This window comes from Thermasporomyces composti, assembly GCF_003386795.1.
GTDB classification, from domain to species: domain Bacteria; phylum Actinomycetota; class Actinomycetes; order Propionibacteriales; family Actinopolymorphaceae; genus Thermasporomyces; species Thermasporomyces composti.
The window spans coordinates 3,818,962-3,836,708 of the sequence record NZ_QTUC01000001.1; the positions used below are offsets into that span (position 1 = coordinate 3,818,962).

General features: G+C 70.9%; 18 protein-coding genes. 9 read left to right on the forward strand and 9 right to left on the reverse strand.

Going from position 1 to position 17,747, the window contains the following annotated elements; genetic code table 11:
• Window positions 1-88 precede the first annotated feature (88 nt).
• On the reverse strand, window positions 89-1,054 hold the full coding sequence (locus tag DFJ64_RS16630) for a dihydrodipicolinate synthase family protein (protein ID WP_245941184.1): 966 nt from the start codon (window positions 1,052-1,054) through the stop codon (window positions 89-91).
• A gap of 201 nt (window positions 1,055-1,255) precedes the next feature.
• On the opposite strand from DFJ64_RS16630, the gene DFJ64_RS16635 reads away from it, so the two are divergent.
• The 3 genes from DFJ64_RS16635 to DFJ64_RS16645 are packed head-to-tail and all read left to right on the forward strand — an operon-like array spanning window position 1,256 to window position 3,187.
• Window positions 1,256-1,951: a FadR/GntR family transcriptional regulator gene (locus DFJ64_RS16635; protein ID WP_115851280.1), complete on the forward strand. Its 696-nt coding sequence runs from the start codon at window positions 1,256-1,258 to the stop codon at window positions 1,949-1,951.
• 58 nt (window positions 1,952-2,009) lie between these two features.
• Window positions 2,010-2,882 (forward strand): acyl-CoA thioesterase, encoded by an 873-nt coding sequence (locus DFJ64_RS16640; RefSeq protein ID WP_115852176.1) that lies wholly within the window; start codon window positions 2,010-2,012, stop codon window positions 2,880-2,882.
• A 5-nt stretch (window positions 2,883-2,887) separates the two neighbouring features.
• Entirely contained in the window at window positions 2,888-3,187 is a 300-nt protein-coding gene (locus tag DFJ64_RS16645) for an MTH1187 family thiamine-binding protein (protein WP_115851281.1), read from the forward strand.
• On the opposite strand, the gene DFJ64_RS16650 is transcribed toward DFJ64_RS16645, so the two are convergent.
• Entirely contained in the window at window positions 3,184-4,122 is a 939-nt protein-coding gene (locus DFJ64_RS16650; protein ID WP_245941185.1) for a spermidine synthase, read from the reverse strand. The genes DFJ64_RS16645 and DFJ64_RS16650 overlap by 4 nt on opposite strands.
• 117 nt (window positions 4,123-4,239) lie before the next feature.
• On the opposite strand from DFJ64_RS16650, the gene DFJ64_RS16655 reads away from it, so the two are divergent.
• Window positions 4,240-4,653, forward strand: coding sequence for a hypothetical protein (locus DFJ64_RS16655; RefSeq protein ID WP_115851282.1), 414 nt, complete (start codon window positions 4,240-4,242; stop codon window positions 4,651-4,653).
• Between the two features lie 165 nt (window positions 4,654-4,818).
• Here the strand turns inward: DFJ64_RS16655 and DFJ64_RS16660 are convergent, their stop codons facing one another.
• Window positions 4,819-5,379, reverse strand: a complete 561-nt coding sequence (locus DFJ64_RS16660; protein WP_115852178.1) for a hypothetical protein — start codon at window positions 5,377-5,379, stop codon at window positions 4,819-4,821.
• A gap of 75 nt (window positions 5,380-5,454) precedes the next feature.
• Between DFJ64_RS16660 and mgrA the strand changes: the two genes are divergently transcribed.
• From mgrA to DFJ64_RS19560, 4 genes are all read left to right on the forward strand, one after another.
• Window positions 5,455-6,492: an L-glyceraldehyde 3-phosphate reductase gene (gene mgrA / locus DFJ64_RS16665; protein ID WP_115851283.1), complete on the forward strand. Its 1,038-nt coding sequence runs from the start codon at window positions 5,455-5,457 to the stop codon at window positions 6,490-6,492.
• A 145-nt stretch (window positions 6,493-6,637) separates the two neighbouring features.
• Window positions 6,638-7,624, forward strand: coding sequence for an ATP-binding cassette domain-containing protein (locus DFJ64_RS16670; RefSeq protein WP_170152648.1), 987 nt, complete (start codon window positions 6,638-6,640; stop codon window positions 7,622-7,624).
• Complete coding sequence (locus DFJ64_RS16675) at window positions 7,621-8,271, forward strand: ABC transporter permease subunit (RefSeq protein WP_115851285.1); 651 nt, start codon at window positions 7,621-7,623, stop codon at window positions 8,269-8,271. Before DFJ64_RS16670 ends, DFJ64_RS16675 begins: the two co-directional genes overlap by 4 nt.
• A 165-nt stretch (window positions 8,272-8,436) precedes the next feature.
• Window positions 8,437-8,589: a hypothetical protein gene (locus DFJ64_RS19560; RefSeq protein WP_170152649.1), complete on the forward strand. Its 153-nt coding sequence runs from the start codon at window positions 8,437-8,439 to the stop codon at window positions 8,587-8,589.
• 104 nt (window positions 8,590-8,693) lie between these two features.
• On the opposite strand, the gene DFJ64_RS16680 is transcribed toward DFJ64_RS19560, so the two are convergent.
• The 3 genes from DFJ64_RS16680 to DFJ64_RS16690 all read right to left on the reverse strand — a co-directional run bounded on the left by DFJ64_RS16680 (window position 8,694) and on the right by DFJ64_RS16690 (window position 12,790).
• Complete coding sequence (locus tag DFJ64_RS16680) at window positions 8,694-9,863, reverse strand: carbohydrate kinase family protein (protein ID WP_115851286.1); 1,170 nt, start codon at window positions 9,861-9,863, stop codon at window positions 8,694-8,696.
• Between the two features lie 191 nt (window positions 9,864-10,054).
• Window positions 10,055-11,011, reverse strand: a complete 957-nt coding sequence (locus DFJ64_RS16685) for a sigma-70 family RNA polymerase sigma factor (protein WP_115851287.1) — start codon at window positions 11,009-11,011, stop codon at window positions 10,055-10,057.
• 213 nt (window positions 11,012-11,224) lie between these two features.
• Window positions 11,225-12,790, reverse strand: coding sequence for an ATP-dependent DNA ligase (locus DFJ64_RS16690; protein WP_115852179.1), 1,566 nt, complete (start codon window positions 12,788-12,790; stop codon window positions 11,225-11,227).
• A gap of 42 nt (window positions 12,791-12,832) precedes the next feature.
• Here DFJ64_RS16690 and DFJ64_RS16695 point away from each other — a divergent pair, with 42 nt between their 5' ends.
• Window positions 12,833-13,936, forward strand: a complete 1,104-nt coding sequence (locus tag DFJ64_RS16695) for a quinone-dependent dihydroorotate dehydrogenase (protein WP_115851288.1) — start codon at window positions 12,833-12,835, stop codon at window positions 13,934-13,936.
• Window positions 13,937-13,941: 5 nt separating this feature from the next.
• Here DFJ64_RS16695 and DFJ64_RS16700 read toward each other — a convergent pair whose 3' ends face one another.
• The 3 genes from DFJ64_RS16700 to DFJ64_RS16710 form a co-directional block, all read right to left on the reverse strand.
• Entirely contained in the window at window positions 13,942-15,240 is a 1,299-nt protein-coding gene (locus DFJ64_RS16700; RefSeq protein WP_245941186.1) for a S1C family serine protease, read from the reverse strand.
• A gap of 393 nt (window positions 15,241-15,633) precedes the next feature.
• The gene (locus DFJ64_RS16705; protein WP_211310643.1) at window positions 15,634-17,061 is read right to left on the reverse strand and encodes a HAMP domain-containing sensor histidine kinase; all 1,428 of its coding nucleotides are present in this window, start codon (window positions 17,059-17,061) and stop codon (window positions 15,634-15,636) included.
• Entirely contained in the window at window positions 17,058-17,738 is a 681-nt protein-coding gene (locus DFJ64_RS16710; protein WP_115851290.1) for a response regulator transcription factor, read from the reverse strand. The genes DFJ64_RS16705 and DFJ64_RS16710 overlap by 4 nt, the downstream gene beginning before the upstream one ends.
• Window positions 17,739-17,747: the final 9 nt, after the last annotated feature.

Genomic DNA, 17,747 nt, shown 5'->3' on the forward strand with positions numbered 1-17,747 from the left:
AACCACGGGCGACGGCGAGGCGCTGTCCGGCGTCGACTGGGCCACGAGTCGGCGGACGGCAGGGGCACCTCAGGTCGTCCGCGCCGTGTCACAGCAGGCCGGCGTCTCGCAGGTGTGTGGTCACCGCGTCGACCTCGACGTCGTTGAGCGGAAGCATCGGCAGGCTGGTCGTCGCGTGGGCCAGGATCCCCCGTTGCACCAGCGCCGACTTGAACGCCCCGATCGCGGAGGAGTACCGCCCGATGCGCCGCTGGTCGCCCACCGTGATGATCCGGGAGAGCCGCCGGAGTCGTTCTTGCTCGGCCATCGCCGCGGTCCAGTCGCCTCGGCGGGCGGCCTGGTAGAGACGGACGAAGCCGGCGGGGTCCACATTGCCGAGTCCTGGGACCAGGCCCGCCGCGCCGAGCAGCAGTGCCAGGTCGGCGTGCACCTCCGAGCCGGTGTACGCCTTGAAGGACGGAGCGCCGGCCGGCCTGGCGACGTCCCGGAAGCCGTCGAGGTCCCCGCTGGAGTCCTTGACGCCGGCCAGGACGCCCTCCTGGGCCAGTGCGGTGACCAGCTCAGCGGGGAGCTTCGTGTGGACGGCGCTGGGAATGTCGTAGGCCACGATCGGCACGTCGACGGCCGCTCGTAGGGTGCGGAAGTGGAGCTCGATCTCGGCCGGATGGGTGGGCGCGTAGAACGGCGCGGTGGCGACGAGAGCGTTCGCTCCGTGTCGCACGGCCGCGCGTGCCCGGTCCACGACGCGCGGGGTCGTCATGTCGATGACCCCGGCGAGCACGGGCACCTGCCGGGCGGTGAACGACACGACTACCTGGAGAACCCGGGCGCGGAGCTGGTCGGTGAGGTAGGCCGCCTCCCCAGTCGAGCCGGCCACGAACAAGCCGGCGACACCGGCGTCGAGGAGGAACGTGCACAGCCGTTCGAGGGAGGAGACGTCGAGCTCCCGCTCCGGCGTGAGTGGGGTGAGGATCGGAGGAATGACGCCGGAGGGCAGGACCTCGTCGCTCTCCGGTTCGGTGGCGGGGTCGGGTGGGACGTGCGATGAGGACACGAGAGGCCTCCGGGCTGGCGCGCGGCTGGGTGTCGACAGCGCGGACATCGGACGTGGGATGACGACCCGTAGGCTAGTCCGGTCGGGCGGCAAAGAGCCGTCGCAGGGCTTCTCGCCGCGTCGAACGGAGGCCCGACTCGGCGGAATCGAGGCCGAGCCGGGACGAACGAGCCGACGGTCGAGTCGAAGGAGGGCGGGCGGATGGCCGCGAGCGGTCGCCAGTTGGAGGCGCGCATCGTCGACCTCATCCTGGAGCGGCGCCTCACCGCAGGAGAGCCCCTGCCCGCCGAGCCCGTACTGAGCAAGACACTCGGCGCCAGTCGCAACTCGATCCGGGAGGCGGTGCGCGCCCTGCACACCCTGGGCATCGTCGAGCTCCGGCACGGGTACGGCACGTTCGTCGGTCGGGCACCACTCACCGCGGTCACCCCCGGCCTGCTGTTCCGCACCCGCCTCGCGGTTCGCGAGGACCCTCGCGCCCTCGCGGATCTCGTCGAAGTCCGCGAGCTGCTCGAGCTCGGCCTCATCGAGCAGGTCGCCGAGCACGCCGACGACCAGCTGCTCCGGTCACTGGACGAGGAGGTCGCCGCGATGCGTGCGGGCGACCTTCCCGGCGCCGACCGGCGCTTCCACGAGAAGCTGTACGCGCGGATCACCAACGAGCTGGCGACCCAGCTCATCGCGTTGTTCTGGGACGTCTACCACCAGGTCGCGGCGGAGCTGGAGGCCCCGCCGGTCGACAGCGGCCAGGTGGCCGACAGCCACCGCCGCATCGTGGACGCCCTGCGGGCGCATGACGCCGCTCAGGCCCGCAGGGTGCTGCGCTATCACTTCGAGGATCTCCACGAGCGAGTCGACCGCATGGTCGAGGCCGCACGGGCGCGAAGCTCCGCGTAGCCAGCTCGGCGCCCGACCGGCACGCTCGCGGAGGCGGCGCGGATGACACGATGTGGCCGTGCCACGTTCTCTCGACGAACTGCTCGACCTCCTCGACCTGGAGCGAATCGACGACAACCTGTTCCGGGGCCGGCAGCCGGAGACCCGACTCCAGCGGGTCTTCGGTGGGCAGGTCGCCGGCCAGGCCCTGGTGGCCGCGGCTCGCACGATGGAGCCCGGCCGGACGGTGCATTCCCTCCACGCGTACTTCCTGCGACCGGGTGACACGAGCGTCCCGATCGTCTACGACGTCGAGTGCACCCGTGAGGGGCGGTCGTTCAGCACCCGGCGGGTCGTGGCACGGCAGCACGGCGAGACCATCTTCTTCATGGCCGCCTCGTTTCACGTCGCCGAGAGTGGCTTCGACCACCAGGACGTCGCGCCGGACGTACCGCCGCCGGAGTCCTGCCCCACTCTCGGCGAGGTGATGGAGAAGGTGTCGGGTCGCCCGAGCGACGACTGGGCCGAGGAGTGGTCCGCGCTGGAGGTCCGTTACGTCGGTGACTCCCGACGCGGTGGTGTCCCGCGGGACGGCGAGCACCCGGCCCGGGCGCGCGTGTGGTTCCGCGCCGCCGGCACCTTGCCCGACGACCCGGTGCTGCACAGCTGCGTGCTCGCCTACGCCAGCGACCTCACCTTGCTGGGCGTGACGCTCGTCCCCCACGACACCTACATCGGCGCGCCCAAACTGCAGACAGCCTCGATCGACCACGCGATCTGGTTCCACCGACCCGTTCGGGTGGACGACTGGCTGCTCTACGACCAGCACTCGCCCTCCGCCGCCAACTCCCTCGGGTTGGCGACCGGGCGGATCTTCGCAGGCGGCCGTCGGCTGGTCGCCTCGGTCGCTCAGGAGGGCTTGATCCGAGGGCCGCGCGATACGGCAAGGTGAGATCCATGATTGTGGCGTTCAGCATCAGCCCTTCGACGACGGACGAGAGCGGCAGCGTCAGCGAGACGGTCGCCGAGGTCGTCAAGGTCGTTCGGGAGTCCGGCCTGCCCAACGAGACCAACGCGATGTTCACCAACATCGAGGGGGAGTGGGACGAGGTGATGGCGGTGATCAAACGTGCCGTCGACGTCGCCCTCGCCCGGTCGCCCCGCGTGGGCCTCGTCCTGAAGGCCGACATCCGCCCCGGTCACACCGGCGAGCTGACCGGCAAGGTCGAGCGGGTGGAGCGTCTCCTCCGCGACTAGGGCGACGTCGGCGAGAGGTCTTGGTCCCCACCGGACGAGTCCCGGTCCGAGGGGGTCGCCGGGGGATCGGTGAGCGGACGCAGACCGGCGACTAGCCGCGCCACGCGCTCCGGGGGAACCACGCGGGCGCGGATCGCGCCCGAGGCCAGCCGCCGGGTGAGAGCGTCCAGCGGCAGGGGAGCGTTCGAGGCGAGGACGAGCACGTTGCCGTAGCGGCGGCCGCGCAGCTGGGATGGCTCGGCGATCAAGGCCACCTCGCGGAAGACCTCCCGCAACGTGGCGGCCTCCGCTCGGGCGTGCCGCTGCTCGGCCCGGTCCGCGACGTTGGCGACGTACACCCCGTGGGGCGCGAGGACCCGGGCCACCTCGTGGCCGAACTCCACGGTCGTCAGGTGTTCCGGCACCGTGTCCCCAACGAAGGCGTCCCGGATCACGACGTCCACGGAGGCCTCCCACAGCTTGCTCAGCCCTGACCGCGCGTCGTCGACGCGGATCCGAAGACCCCCCTCGCGCCGCAGCCCAAACGCCTGGCGGACCAGCTCGACGAGCTTGGCGTCGTGCTCGAAGACCAGCTGTCGCGATCCGGGCCGCGTGGCCATGACGTAACGGGCGAGCGTGCAACCGGCGCCACCGAGATGGGCGACCCTCAGCGGCGCGGGCGCGGCGAGAGGCGCGTTCAGGAGGTCGAGGACGTCACCGATCCATCGCACGTACTCGAACTCCAGCCGGGTCGGGTCCGTCAGGTGGACGTAGGAGCTGGGGACCCCGTTGACGATCACCATCCAGCCGTCCGGGTCGTCGCGGTCGGCGACCAGCTCCGCCTCGCCGGTGGCGATGGGGTGCGTGCCGGCGAAGGGCCTTGGCTCAGGCGTACGCGAGCGCCGCGCCGGAGCCCTGCCTCGCCCGGCGCGTGGGGAACGTCGGCGGTCAGGCACGCCGCCAGCCTCGCACGGGCGCACGCGACGACGGAGGGAGGGCCGGCGGTGTTCCGGGCGGCCCGAGCGGCGTGCGGCGTGGCAGGCTGAGGGGGACGAGGGGCCGGAGGTGGTCGGATGGCAGGCAAGGGGCGGTTCGTGAAGGTCGCGGTGATCTACGCGGCGAAGTACGGACCGATCGTCTTCGAGGCGGTCAAGCACGGGCGGGAGCCGGCCCAGCGCGCCCTCCAACGGGCGTTGGCCCGGCAGTCTCACCGTCGGCGGGCCCGCGAGCACGCCTCCACCGTGGTCGACGGCTCCGTGCTGCGGGTCTTCCACCAGGGCGAGCCCCTCTGGGTCGTCTTCTCCGGCGACACTCCGGTCGCGAGCTACCCCCCGGTCGACACGCCCCTGGAGACGGTCCTGGAGTACGCGGACCTGAGCTTGCGCGTCCGCCCGGAGGCTCTCGCCGACAGGTGGGTCGTACCGGACCCCCGTCGGGTTCCCACCCTGGTCCTTCGCGTCCTTCGTCGCCGTCCACCAGGGTCGTAGCACGTGCCGCGCCCTTCGATCGGAAACGGCGAGCCTTGTCCTCCGACGCCGTGCGACGGTGCTGTCCCGCCGAAGCGGGCCAACCACGACGAACCGCGGGCGGGGCTCCGGTGGCAAGGTCACTGATCGCGCGTGGTCCCCGCGAGACCATCAAGAAGCGGCCAGTCAGCTGTCCAATGCTGCCCCGAGATCCCGTCCACGGTGGTAGCCGCGCCGGGTGATCGAGTCGATGAGGTGGCGAGCGTCGGTGAGATCCTCGGCGCCCGCCCGACGGATCAACGTGCGGAGGTCGCGGTCACGTTTCTCGCTGGGCCGCCAGAGGAGCTTGACCGCGATCAGATGTCCGATGCGAGCGACGGGGATCGTCAGACCCGGCGCGACCTCCAACGGCTCCGCTGCCCCCACGACCTCGGCTTCGACGCCGCAGCTCGCGAGGAACAAGTCAACGGCCACGTCCTTGGCGACGGCAGGTGAATCCAGCTTGACGGTCGCAAGTCGACCGGTCTGGGCGTTCGCGATCGACTTCTTCCACCGGTAGCCGACGGCGAGCAGGTCATCGACGTATGCCTTCGCTGTCGCGTCGTCAGCGGTGACGACGGCAATGTCGATGTCAGCGGTGGGCCGCGGCTCCGCCCGGGCACAAACCGCGAGGCCTCCGACCAGCGCCCAAGGCAACCTCCGATCATGAAGATCGCCGACGACGTACGTGAGGGCCTCTTCGATCATGGTCACCAGGATTCATCCACGCACTGGTTCGGCCCCACGCGGGATGCCTTGACGGCCATGGGACACTCGGGGCCCATGGGATACACCGCCGCGTCGAATCGCTATGACTCCATGCAGTACCGCCGCTCCGGTCGCAGTGGCTTGCAGCTCCCGGCGATCTCGCTCGGTCTCTGGCACAACTTCGGTGACGACGTCCCGCTCGAGCGGCAGCGGGCGATCCTGCGGCGTGCGTTCGACCTCGGGGTGACCCACTTCGACCTCGCCAACAACTACGGCCCTCCGCCGGGCGCGGCGGAGCGGAACTTCGGCACGCTGCTCCGCCAGGACTTCCGGCCGTACCGTGACGAGCTCATCATCTCCACCAAGGCTGGCTACCGCATGTGGCCAGGACCCTACGGCGAGTGGGGATCGCGCAAGTACCTGCTGGCCAGCCTCGACCAGAGCTTGTCGCGGATGGGCTTGGAGTACGTTGACATCTTCTACTCCCACCGCTTCGACCCAGACACCCCGCTCGAGGAGACGATGGGGGCACTCGCCTCCGCCGTCCAACAGGGCAAGGCGCTCTACGCCGGCATCTCGTCGTACTCGCCGGAGCACACCCGGCAGGCCGCCGCCATCATGGCGGACCTCGGCGTGCCGCTGGTGATTCACCAGCCGTCGTACTCGATGCTCAACCGGTGGATCGAGGAGAGCCTGCTCGACACCCTCGCCGAGGAGGGCATCGGGTGTATCGCGTTCTCGCCGCTGGCGCAGGGCCTCCTCACGGACAAGTACCTCGCGGGCATCCCCGCTGACTCCCGAGCGGCCCAGGGCAAGTCGTTGCCGCGCGAGCAGATCTCGGAGACCAACCTCAAGCACGTGCGCGCGCTCAACGAGATCGCGGCCCGTCGAGGGCAGACACTGGCGCAGATGGCGCTCGCCTGGGCGCTCCGCCATTCCGAGATGACCTCGGTGCTCATCGGCGCGAGCAGCGTGCGCCAGGTGGAGGAGAACGTCGCCGCGCTCGACAACCTCGATTTCAGCTCCGACGAGCTCGCCGAGATCGACCGGCACGCCGTCGAGGCAGGCATCAACTTGTGGCGGCGATCCAGCCATGGTTCGCGCGACGCCTGATCGGCTCCGCTGGCCCTACCCGCCATCCTCTGGCGACCCTGCCGTCACCGCCAGATGATCATGGTGGTTGACTACGCGTGATCTTGGTCGGACGGTTCTGTCGTCCGACTCCCACCTACGAGCCACGCGTGTCGAAGGCCCCGCCGTGATCGAGCTGGACGACATCCGCAGGACCCGTCGCCATGACCACGGGGAGCAGATTCTCCTTGACAGCGTTGACCTCTACCTCGACGCGGGGGAGGTCTGCGGCGTCGTCGGGGAGCCCGCCGACGGACCCCGGACCCTCCTCCGCTGCGTCAACCTGCTCGAACGTCCCGACGAAGGCACGGTGCGGGTCGCCGGTGAGGACTTGACGGCGATGAGCCCCCGGCAGCTCCGTCGGGCCCGCCACGCCATCGGCGTCCTCGGGCCGGGGGACCGGCTCCTCGAGCAACGGACCGTCGCACGCAACGTCTCCTTGCCTCTGGAGTTCGCCGGGGTTCGGCAGCGAGAGCGCGACCTTCGGGTTGACGAGATCCTCGACCGGATGGGGCTCGCGGAGGTCGCCGATCGCTGGCCCTCCGACCTGACCGCGGAGGAGCGTCGTCGGACGGCGGTCGCTCGGGCCTTCGTCACCCGGCCACGCGTGCTGTTGTGTCAGGAGCCGACCGGCGGCCTGAGTGAGGACGGCGCCCGCTCCCTCCTCGCGCTCATGCGGGGGCTCATCGCCGACCAGCAGACCACGGTCCTCGTGGCGACGCAGAACCCCGCCGAGCTCGCGGCCCTGTGCGAGTCGGTGGCGTTCCTGCACGACGGCCGGGTCGTCGAGCAAGGCACCCTTCCTGACACGATCGCGAACCCGTCGTCGAAGCTCGCGAGCCTCTTCCTGCCGACGCTGCCCGACCCGGACGCCGAGCACGGGACCGGAGCTGTTCTGGTCGACCTCACCTTCGCCGGCGTCGACCCCCACGTTCTCAGCGAGGTCACCCGAGCGTGCGGGGTCGGCGTCAGCGTCGTCGCCGGGTCGTTGGAAAGCCTTCGCAGCCGAACGGTGGGTCGGCTCCGCGTTGAGCTGACCGGGTCAGGAGAGGACTGTCAGCGGGCTCTGGACAAGCTCACCGACCTCGCCCTCTCTCCCAAGGTGCATCCATGAGTCACTGGCTGAGCGTGCTGCCGGAGCTGGCGCGAGCGACAGGGACCACGCTGGCGACAGCGTCTGTGGCGACGGCGTGCGCTGTCGCCCTCGGCCTCCTCTTCGGGGTCGCACTGGTAGCGACGGACAAGGACGGTCCGCTGCGGGTTGTCCACGCGGTGCTCGCTTGCCTCGTCGAGATCGTGGGCTCCGTTCCCGTCGTCATCGTTCTGCTCGCCGCCACGTCGCTGCTCCGTGCCAGCGCGGAGCGCGGTCTCGCGGCCTCCGTCGTGCCGCTTGTCGTCGCCGCGACACCGTGGTTCGCCCGACGCGTCGAGTCGAACCTGCGTGCGGTGAGCCCTGCGGTCGTCGAGATCGCCGTCGCCATGGGCGCGCGGCTTCGTCACGTCCTGGTGACCGTGCTGCTGCGGGAAAGCCTGCCCGGAATCGCCTCCAACGTCGCGCTGACCGCGGTGCTCCTCCTGGGCTTCACCGCGGTCGCGGACGTCCTCGACCGACGAGGGCTCGGTGGTCTGGCGCTCGCCTACGGCGTCGAGGAGCCGCGAGCCGACGTCGTCGTGGTCGTCGCCGGCGTCTTCGTGGCCCTCGCCCAGGCGGTGAAGTGGCTCGGCGATCAAGTGGCCCAACGGCTGGACCACCGACGGTGACGGTGCCAGCTTCCAGGTGCCCGCCTCCAGGTCGCCCCGAGTCGTCGTCCTGTGACGACAGCGGCCACCTCAGGGACCCGTAGGGGAGACGTCAGGGATCACCGAGGGTTTCGCCGGCCCACTCCGTGCCGTTCCTCGGCCTACGATGACCATGGGAGGTGGCACATGCTGCTCAAGATCCTGCTCGTCATCGCCATCATCTGGCTGGCCCTCGCCCTCATCGGCTTCATCATCAAGGGCCTGCTGTGGCTCGGCATCATCGCGGCGGTGCTGTTCGTCGCGACCAGCCTGTGGGGTTGGATCAAGCGCAATACCTGACCGCAGAGTCACACCCGATCGGGTGACTCCTCCGCGTCGCCCCGCCCCCACCGTCCACGCTGGCCACTCGCTCGCGGAGACGCCGGCGGGATAGCTGCTCGACCCTACTGCTCGAGACCTTCGGTCTCGAAGCCGATCGTCGCGGTCGCCCGGCGGACGGCCCCGACCGGCTCGTGGGGCACGACGTCGTCGAGGAAGGCGTACTCCTTCGCGATGTCCCCGAGACCGGGCACCCGCTGCGCGACCTGCCACCAGCCGGCGATGTCGGCCCAGCCAGGCGCCGAGAGCGACCCACCGAAGTGCTGCACCGACAACGCGGCGCACAGGTTCGCGAAGCGCAGCCGGTGGAGCAGGGGCCAACCCGCGAGAGTGGCGGTGATGAAGCCGGCGGCGAACACGTCCCCAGCGCCCGTGGTGTCCAAGGCCGCGACCGGGAGCGCGGGGACGTCGGCGTACTCACCGGTCTCGTTGTCGATGGCCACCGCCCCCTTGCTGCCTCGCGTGACGACGGCGACCCTGACGTGCTCGGCGAGCTTGGCGACCGCGTCCTCGGGGGTGTCCGTCCTCGTGTAGGCGAGCGCCTCGGGGGTGTTGGGCATGAAGGCGTAGCACCAACGCAGTCGCTCCAACAGCGCGGGCGACCACTGCTCGGTGGGGTCCCATCCCACGTCGGCGAAGACCAGCGCGCCCTCGGCGGCGGCTCGCTGAGCCCAGGTGTCCGCGTCCTCGTCCAGGTCGATGAAGCAGGCACGCGTCCCAGGCGGACCGTCCTTGGCGGCGATCATCTCGTCGGCGCAGACCGGCGGCTCGTGCGCGTGCGTGATCAGACTGCGGTCGGCCTCGTAGGCCAGGGAGACCGTGACCGGCGAGTGCCAGTGCGGGAACCGCTGGGACCTCGACAGGTCCACTCCCTCCTGCTCGGCGAGCGTCCGCCAGCAGAAGTCCCCGTAGACGTCATTGCCGAAGGCTGCCGCCAGCGAGGTGCGCAGCCCGAGACGGGACAGCGCGATCGCGAGGTTGGCGATCCCACCGGGGGAGCAGCCCATGCCCTCGGTGAAGATCTCCGTGCCGTTGGTGGGCGGACCAGCCAGCCCCGTGAAGATGATGTCGAGGAAGACGGTGCCGGACAGGAAGACGTCGAACGGCGGATCGTCCGGCATGCGACGTGACGCGAGCGGGTCATGGGAAGGGCCGCGGCCAACGATCCCACCCAGCTCCCATGGAGTCGACGTGGTGCCGTTGTCCGGACTCGGTGTCGTCCGGGTTTGGTCCATCGACCCCTCCTTCTCTCGAGCAGTGCCAACGCGTCCGCGCGGGGACAGGGAGATGCCAGAAACCGTAGCGTGACGGCCATGCGTCGCACGGCAGACCAGGCCCACAAGTGCGTCACACCTGCGCCAGACACGTCATGTCCCCGCACCGCAGCACGGCGGGCGGGGACATGAGCGATCGTGTGGTCGTCCGCTCACGCGGCGTTCGGGCCGACCAGGTCCGGCTCGGCGAGCTTGCGGAGCCGGTGCAGCGCGTCACGCTCGAGCTGACGGACCCGCTCGCGGGAGAGACCGAACCGGTCGGCGATCTCCGCGAGCTTCCATGGCCGACCATCGTCGAGGCCATAGCGCAGTCGGACGATCTCGGCCGACCTCGGGTCGAGCGTCTCGATCAGCGCGGCGAGCCGGGAGCTGGACTCCGCGGCGACGACGGTCTCGTCGGGTCCGGGCATCACGTCACGCGCCACCAGGTCGCCGAGCGAGGTCTCACCATCGTCGTCGACGGTGACGTCGAGCGACACATGGTCGCGACCCCAGCTGACGAGCTCCTCGACCCGGTGCTCGGCCACGCCCAGCTGCGCGGCGAGCTCGGCGTTGTCCGGCTCGCGTCCCAGCTCCCGCTCGAGGGCACGTCGGGCGGCGCCGAGCGCGTTGAGGTCCTCGACCACGTGCACCGGCAGCCGGACGACCCGCGCTTGCTGGGCGATGCCCCGGGTGATCGCCTGCCTGATCCACCACGTGGCGTACGTGGAGAACTTGTAGCCCTTGGTGTAGTCGAACTTCTCGATCGCCCGGATCAGGCCGGTGTTGCCTTCCTGCACCAGGTCCAGCAGGGGCAGGCCCGACCGCCCGTAGCGGCGCGCGATCGAGACGACCAGGCGAAGGTTCGCCTCGAGGAAGTGCCGCTTGGCGCGACGGCCCTCCTCTGCGATCCAGGCGAGTTCCTCCGGGGTCGCTCCGTCCGGGACACGAAGGTCCGTATCCTCACGGTTGGCGAGGAGCTGCTCCGCGTATTGACCAGCCTCGATCGCCTTGGCAAGCTCAACTTCCTGAGCCGCGTCGAGTAGCGGCGTACGCGAGATCTCGTCGAGGTAGCGACCGACGAGGTCGCGGTCCTCGACGTAGTCCTCGGCTTGGCGGCGCACCGGCAACGTGGCTCCCCTCCCACAATCAACAACGCGGACCTCGACTTCCCCGGAGATCCGTCACCAGGTCAACGTCCTGGCCAGGCGACCGAATTCCCGGGGCGGGGGACTTCATGCGCAATCCGCGGGCTGAGTTCCGTCCGACAGGGCGATCAAGGGTTCGACCCGTGGGACCGCGTCCTCGCACCACCTGGTCGCGATCGTCCGATGGGCTTCACCTCAGGACGTCTCGCGACGGCTTTGTCCGCTCTCGTCGCCTTGGTGAATCGCCCGCACCGTCTGGACGGTGTCAGCCTCCGCGGCCGACTTGTCAGGGCGGTAACGAAGAACGCGGGCGAAGCGCAACGCCATTCCCCCGGGGTAGCGGCTCGAGGTCTGGACGCCGTCGAAGGCCACTTCCACGACCAGCTCCGGCCGAACGTACACGGTCCAGCGATCGCGGTGGGTCTCCAAGGCCAGGAGCCGCTCGGTCTGCCACCGCAGGAGCTCGTCGGTGAGGCCCTTGAAGGTCTTGCCGAGCATGACGAAGTCCCCGGTTCGCGCGTCCCGCGCTCCCAGGTGCAGGTTGGACAGCCAGCCGGTACGCCGTCCGTGCCCCCACTCAGCGGCCAAGACCACCAGGTCGAGGGTGTGGCGGGGCTTCACCTTGATCCACGCAGCGCCGCGCCGACCGGCCTCGTAGGCGGCCTCGAGGGACTTCACCAGTACTCCCTCGTGGCCTCGGTGAACGGCGTCGGCGAAAAAGCCGGCGGCCTCGGCGGGATCGGAGGTGACGACGCGCGGCACTCGCATGGCGGATGGGACGAGAGCCTCCAGGACCGCCGCCCTGCTCCTACCGGGTTCGCCCAGCAGATCGCGTCCGTCGTGGTGGAGGACGTCGAAGAAGAACGCCCGCAACGGCACGGTGGCCCGCATCGTCGCCGGATCACTGCGGGTCCCCACCCGGCTCGCGGTGACCTGGAACGGGCGGGGACGCTCGTCCGCGTCGAGTGCGATCACCTCTCCGTCGAGGACGAGGGACGTCACCGGGAGAGCCCGCACCGCCTCGACCACCTCGGGGAGACGGTCGGTGACGTCGTCGAGGGTGCGGGTGAACACCTGGACGGCGTCCCCTGCGCGGTGCACCTGCACCCGGATGCCGTCGAGCTTCCACTCCAGCGCCGCCTGGCCGCCGAGCTTGTCCAAGGCCTCGCGGACGTCGGGCGCGGAGGCGGCGAGCATCGGGCGAAGGGGACGACCCACCTCGAGCCGGAATCGATCGAGGACACCGGGGTCTCCCTTGGCGGTGACCACCGCGCTGGCGACCGGCGGTAGGGACCCAGCGACCATGACGGCACGACGGACATCGGCCGCGGGAAGCTCGCTTGCCTTGATGATGGCGTCGAGCATCACCCCGTCGAGTGCACCCTGGCGGAGCTCGCCACTGATCAGCCCGCGGAGGAAGCGTTGCTCCTCGGCGGTCGCCGCGCCCCACAAGCGGGCCAGCAGCTCTCGCCGACGGCGTTGCGCCCCGGTGCCGGAGACCGCCGCGATCTCCTCGAACACCGCGTCGACCTGGCTCACCCCCAGACTGGGCGACTCCGCCGGTGGGGGAAGATCACGAAGCGCGGCGTACCCCACACCGGTACGGCGTTGCCGCAGCTCGCCGGACAAGTACCGCACGACCAGACCGGTCTCGTCGGGGTCGGCGGCGCGCAGGCACGCCACGATGCGGCGGACCTTCTCCAGCCGGGACGAGGTCTCCGACACCGCCGCGGAGGCCCGCGCGAGCTCGGCGAACAGCATGGAAGGATTCTGCCCGGCGGCCACCGACAGGCTGGATGGTTGATGTACAGGCTCCTCTTCTCGCTGGTGTTGACGCGGCTGCCGGCAGAGACCGCGCATCGGCTCGCCTTCGCACTCATCCGGGCGGTGGGCGCCGTCCCTGGACTGTCCGGACTGCTGCGGCGGTGGCTGGGGCCGCGCGATCCGGTGCTCCGGGTCCAGGCGCTCGGGCTGGATCTTCCCGGACCTCTGGGCCTCGCGGCGGGTTTCGACAAGGACGCCGTCGGTGTTGACGCGCTCGCGTGCCTCGGCTTCGCCTATGTCGAGGTCGGCACGGTCACCGCGCACCCTCAGCCCGGCAACCCCCGGCCACGCATGTTCCGCTTGACCGCCGACCGGGCACTGGTCAACCGGATGGGGTTCAACAACGAGGGCGCGGCGGCCGCTGCTGGGCGACTTCGTCGTCGACGGGCTCGAGGGCGGCGCTTCCCCGTCGGGGTCAACATCGGGAAGACGAAGGTGGTGCCCGAGGCGGAGGCCGTGGCCGACTACACCACGAGCGCCGGGCTGCTCGCCGAGGTCGCCGACTACCTCGTGGTCAACGTCAGCTCACCCAACACCCCGGGGCTGCGGAACCTGCAGGCGGTCGAGCACCTGCGACCGCTGCTCCTCGGGGTTCGCGAGGCGCTCGACCGGGCGACGACCCGACGGGTGCCCCTTCTCGTGAAGATCGCGCCTGACCTAGCCGACCAGGACATCGACGCCATCGCTGACCTCGCGCTCGAGCTCGGCCTCGACGGCATCATCGCCACCAACACGACGATCGATCGTCCAGCGACGCTGCGCACCCCGCGTGCTGACGTCGAGGCCATCGGGCCCGGTGGACTGTCCGGTGCGCCGTTGAAGGCCCGCGCCTTGGAGGTCCTGACCCGTCTCTACGAGCGCGTCGGCGACCGCGTCGTGCTCATCGCAGCCGGTGGCATCGAGGACGCCGAGGACGCGTGGCAGCGGATCACCGCGGGCGCCACCTTGCTCCAGGCGTACACCGGATTCGTCTACGGCGGCCCACTCTGGCCGCGACGCCTCCACCGCGAGCTGGCCCGGCGCGCCCGGGCGGAGGGATACGCCCGCCTCCGCGACGCGGTGGGTGCCGCCCACCGCCGGTAGGCCGGTCACCGCGACCAGGGGAAGGGAAGCTCCTCCTCCTGCTGCTCCTCGCCCTGTGGCGCCTGTCCGCCGTCGCTGCCGAGGGTCGCGGTCGTGGTGTGCGTCCGGCCATTCCTGACGTAGGTCAACCTCACCGTGTCGCCCGGTCGGTGGGAGCGCACGGCGGCGATGAGCGCGTCGGGGTCGGGCACCAGGCGATCGTCGACCTTGGTGATGACATCGCCGCGTTGCAGGCCGGCCTTCTCCGCAGCGCCGTTCGGGGTGAGCGACTGGATCTGCGCTCCCTCGGTGACACCGCTCCCCACGACGGCCTGGCTCACCGAGACGCCGAGCTGGGCGTGCTCCGCGCGGCCGGTCTCGATCAGCTGCTTCGCGATGGGCCGCGCCTGGTCGATGGGGATGGCGAACCCCACCCCGATCGAACCCGACTGGCCGCCCATCGAGGCGCCGAGGGTCGCGATGGCGGTGTTGATGCCGACGATCTGGCCGGACATGTCGACCAACGCGCCGCCGGAGTTGCCCGGGTTGATCGCGGCGTCGGTCTGGATGGCGTCGATGACAGTGTTGTACTGGTCAGTGGGGGAGTCGTCGGTTCGGACCGGGCGGTTGAGGGCGCTCACGATGCCCGAGGTCACCGTGCCGGAGAGGCCGAGCGGTGAACCGATCGCCACGACCGGCTGACCGACCGACAGCTCGGAGGACCGGCCGAGCTCCGCCGGCTTCAGCCCCGACACCCCCTCGGCGCGGATCACGGCCAGGTCGGTCACCGGGTCCAGGCCCACGATGCGAGCGGGGGCGCTCGTGCCGTCGTTGAAGGTCACGCCGAGTTGGGCGCCCCGCTGCGCCGACTCGACGACGTGGTTGTTGGTGAGGATCAGTCCGTCGGAGCTCAGGATCACGCCGCTGCCGTTCCCATTGCCGCGCGGCGTGGCGATCGTGATCGACACCACGCTCGGCAGCACCTTGTTGGCGACGTCCTGGACGCTCCCGGCCGGAACGCGAGAGGCGGAGCGGGCCGACGGGGTGTCGTCGAGGGAGGAGGACACCTGCGCGCGGTCGCCCCGGGTGAGGTACCACGTGGTGGCGGCGCCTGCCCCGCCACCCACGAGGCCAGCGGCGAGTACGGCCGCGGCGATGGCGGCGGCACCGCGCTTGCGCAGCGAGTGCTCCTTCGTCCGAGGTGTCGGAGTTGGCCCGAGACTGAGCGTCGGCTCCCCGTAGGAGTAGCCGAACGGCGGGGGTAGTGGGCTGGTCGTCGCGTTGGACGGCTCGAACGTCGGACGGTTGCGTGTCGTCTCCTCCACGGTTGCCTCCCGATTCGGTGCCGTGCGCCCGTAGCCCGGCGTGCCGGAGGCCGTCGCGTCGTGTGCGCCCCGGGGACCTGGAGCCTGCCCGCTGAGGGCATACGGTGCCACCCGTGTGGTGGGCTCGTCGGCCGCCTCGGCCTGGTGCGTCAACGAGCGGGACGGTGTGGACGAGGTGGCCGTCGACGGGTGAGACGACGTCGACGGGCCAGGCGACGTCGGCCGGTCGGGTGGTGCCGACGGGCCGGGCGGGGTGGCGTCGGACTGCCGTGGCTGGTTCCCCAAGGTCTCGCTCATGTCCTCAAGCGTTCCTGCGCTACCTGAAACCAGACTGAGAGTCACGTCAAAGGTGACAAAGAAACCACGCCGCCGGTCGTGGCAGCCGGCCCGGCCTCAGCGGGCGGTCGTGCGGGGAGCATCCGGCCAGCCATGCCCGGGCACGCCCGGCAGTCGAAGCGTCAGAAGGGCGCCACCGCCAGGCGCGCGACCGGCACTGACCGAACCGCCGTGGCGTTCCGCGGCCTGCTTGACGATGGACAAGCCCAGTCCGGAGCCGGGCATGCCGCGCGCCTCCGCCGACCGGTAGAAGCGTTCGAAGACGTGCGGGAGGTCCGCGTCCGCGATGCCGGGTCCCTGGTCGGCGACGGTCAGCACCCCGTCCCGCAGGGCCACGGTCACCACGCCGTCGGGTGGGCTCCACTTGGCGGCGTTGTCGAGCAGGTTCGTGACCGCTCGCTCGAGTGCCTGCGCGTCGCCGAACACCGTCCACGGCTGCGTGTCGACGTCGAACCGCACGCTGGGCGCACGGCGGCGGACCCGCTCCACGGCGTGCGCGACCACCTCGCTGAGATCGACGGGGGCGTGGACGGCGGCCGGAGGATCGTCGCGAGACAGCTCGACCAGGTCACCGACCAGGGCGGACAGCTCCACGACTTGGGCGCGGACGTCCTCCAGCAGGGCGGCCCGGTCCTCCGGCGACAGCCCAGGGCGTCCCTCGCTCTGGGCGAGCAGGTCGAGGTTGGTGCGCAGGCTGGTCAGCGGCGTACGAAGCTCGTGACCGGCGTCGGCGATGAGGCGACGCTCGCGCGCTCGAGCCTCCGCCAGCGCGGACAGCATCGCGTTGAAGGCGTGTGCGAGCCGAGCCAGCTCGTCGCTCCCGCGCACCGGCACAGGCCGCAGGTCGCCGGTGCGGGCGACGTGCTCGGCCGCCGCGGTCAGCCGTTGCACCGGGCGCAGACCGGTCCGCGCGATCGCCGCGCCTGCCCACGCCGCGGTGCCGATCCCCGCCGTCCCCACCAGGAGCAGGACCAGGCCGAGGCGACGCAGCAGCGCCTCGGTCGGTGCGGTCGGCTGGCCCAGGACGAGGGCGAAGCCAGGGACGCCGGACGCGGGAACGGCGACCACCCGATAGCGCACCCCGTCCGGCCCGACACCGGTCCGGACGCTCTCGGGCTCCGCACCGTGAGCGACGAGACGCTCCGGCTCTCCCAGGGGAGGACGGATGGGGCGGCCGTACTGGTCGTGCGCCGAGATGTAGTAGCCGTCGGCGCGCAGCAAGGCGATCCGGATGTCGCCGGCGCCGAGCGCCTCGGACGGAATCGAGGCGAGGACCTCCTGCTGGGCGAGCCGTCCGGCGGCCGCGGCGTGCGCACGAGCCAGCAGGGTCGAGTCGACCTGGCGCAGCAGGGAGACCCGGACCGTCACGTACGCCGCGACCGAGATCAGGACGACGAGGAGTCCGGCGCCGAGCGCGGCGAGCAGACCCACGCGGGCGCGCAGGCTCAGGTCGCGGTGCTTGGTCAAGGCGGAGAGCGGGCTCACGGCGGGGTGTCTCGAAGCACGTAGCCGACGCCACGGACGGTGTGGATGAGCCGGGGCTCCCCGCCGGCCTCGGTCTTGCGGCGAAGGTAGCCGACGTAGACCTCCAGAGAGTTCGCGGTGGTGGGGAAGTCGAAGCCCCAGACCTCCTGGAGGATCCGCGAGCGTTCGAGCACCTGGCGGGGGTGCCGCATGAACAGCTCCAGGAGGGTGAACTCGGTGCGGGTGAGACTGATGGGACGCTCGCCGCGGCGGACCTCGCGCGTGGTGAGGTCCAGGGTGAGGTCGGCGTAGGTCAGGCGGTTGCCGTGGGTGCCGGGGGTCGCACGGCGGAGCAAGGCCCGCAGCCGGGCGAGCAACTCCTCGAGCGCGAACGGCTTGGGCAAGTAGTCGTCGGCTCCCGCGTCGAGCCCCGCCACTCGGTCGGCGACCGCGTCCCGAGCCGTGAGCACCAGGATCGGTACGTCGTTGCCGCTCGCCCGAAGTGCCCGACAGGTGGCGATACCGTCAAGCCCCGGCATCATCACGTCGAGGATGACCGCGTCGGGGTTGCGAGCGGCGACTGCTCGCAACGCCGCCTCGCCGTTCTCGGCCAGCTCGACCTCGTAGCCGTTGAAGGCGAGTGAGCGACGCAAGGACTCCCGGACGCCTTGGTCATCATCCACGACAAGGATGCGCACGGACCCAGT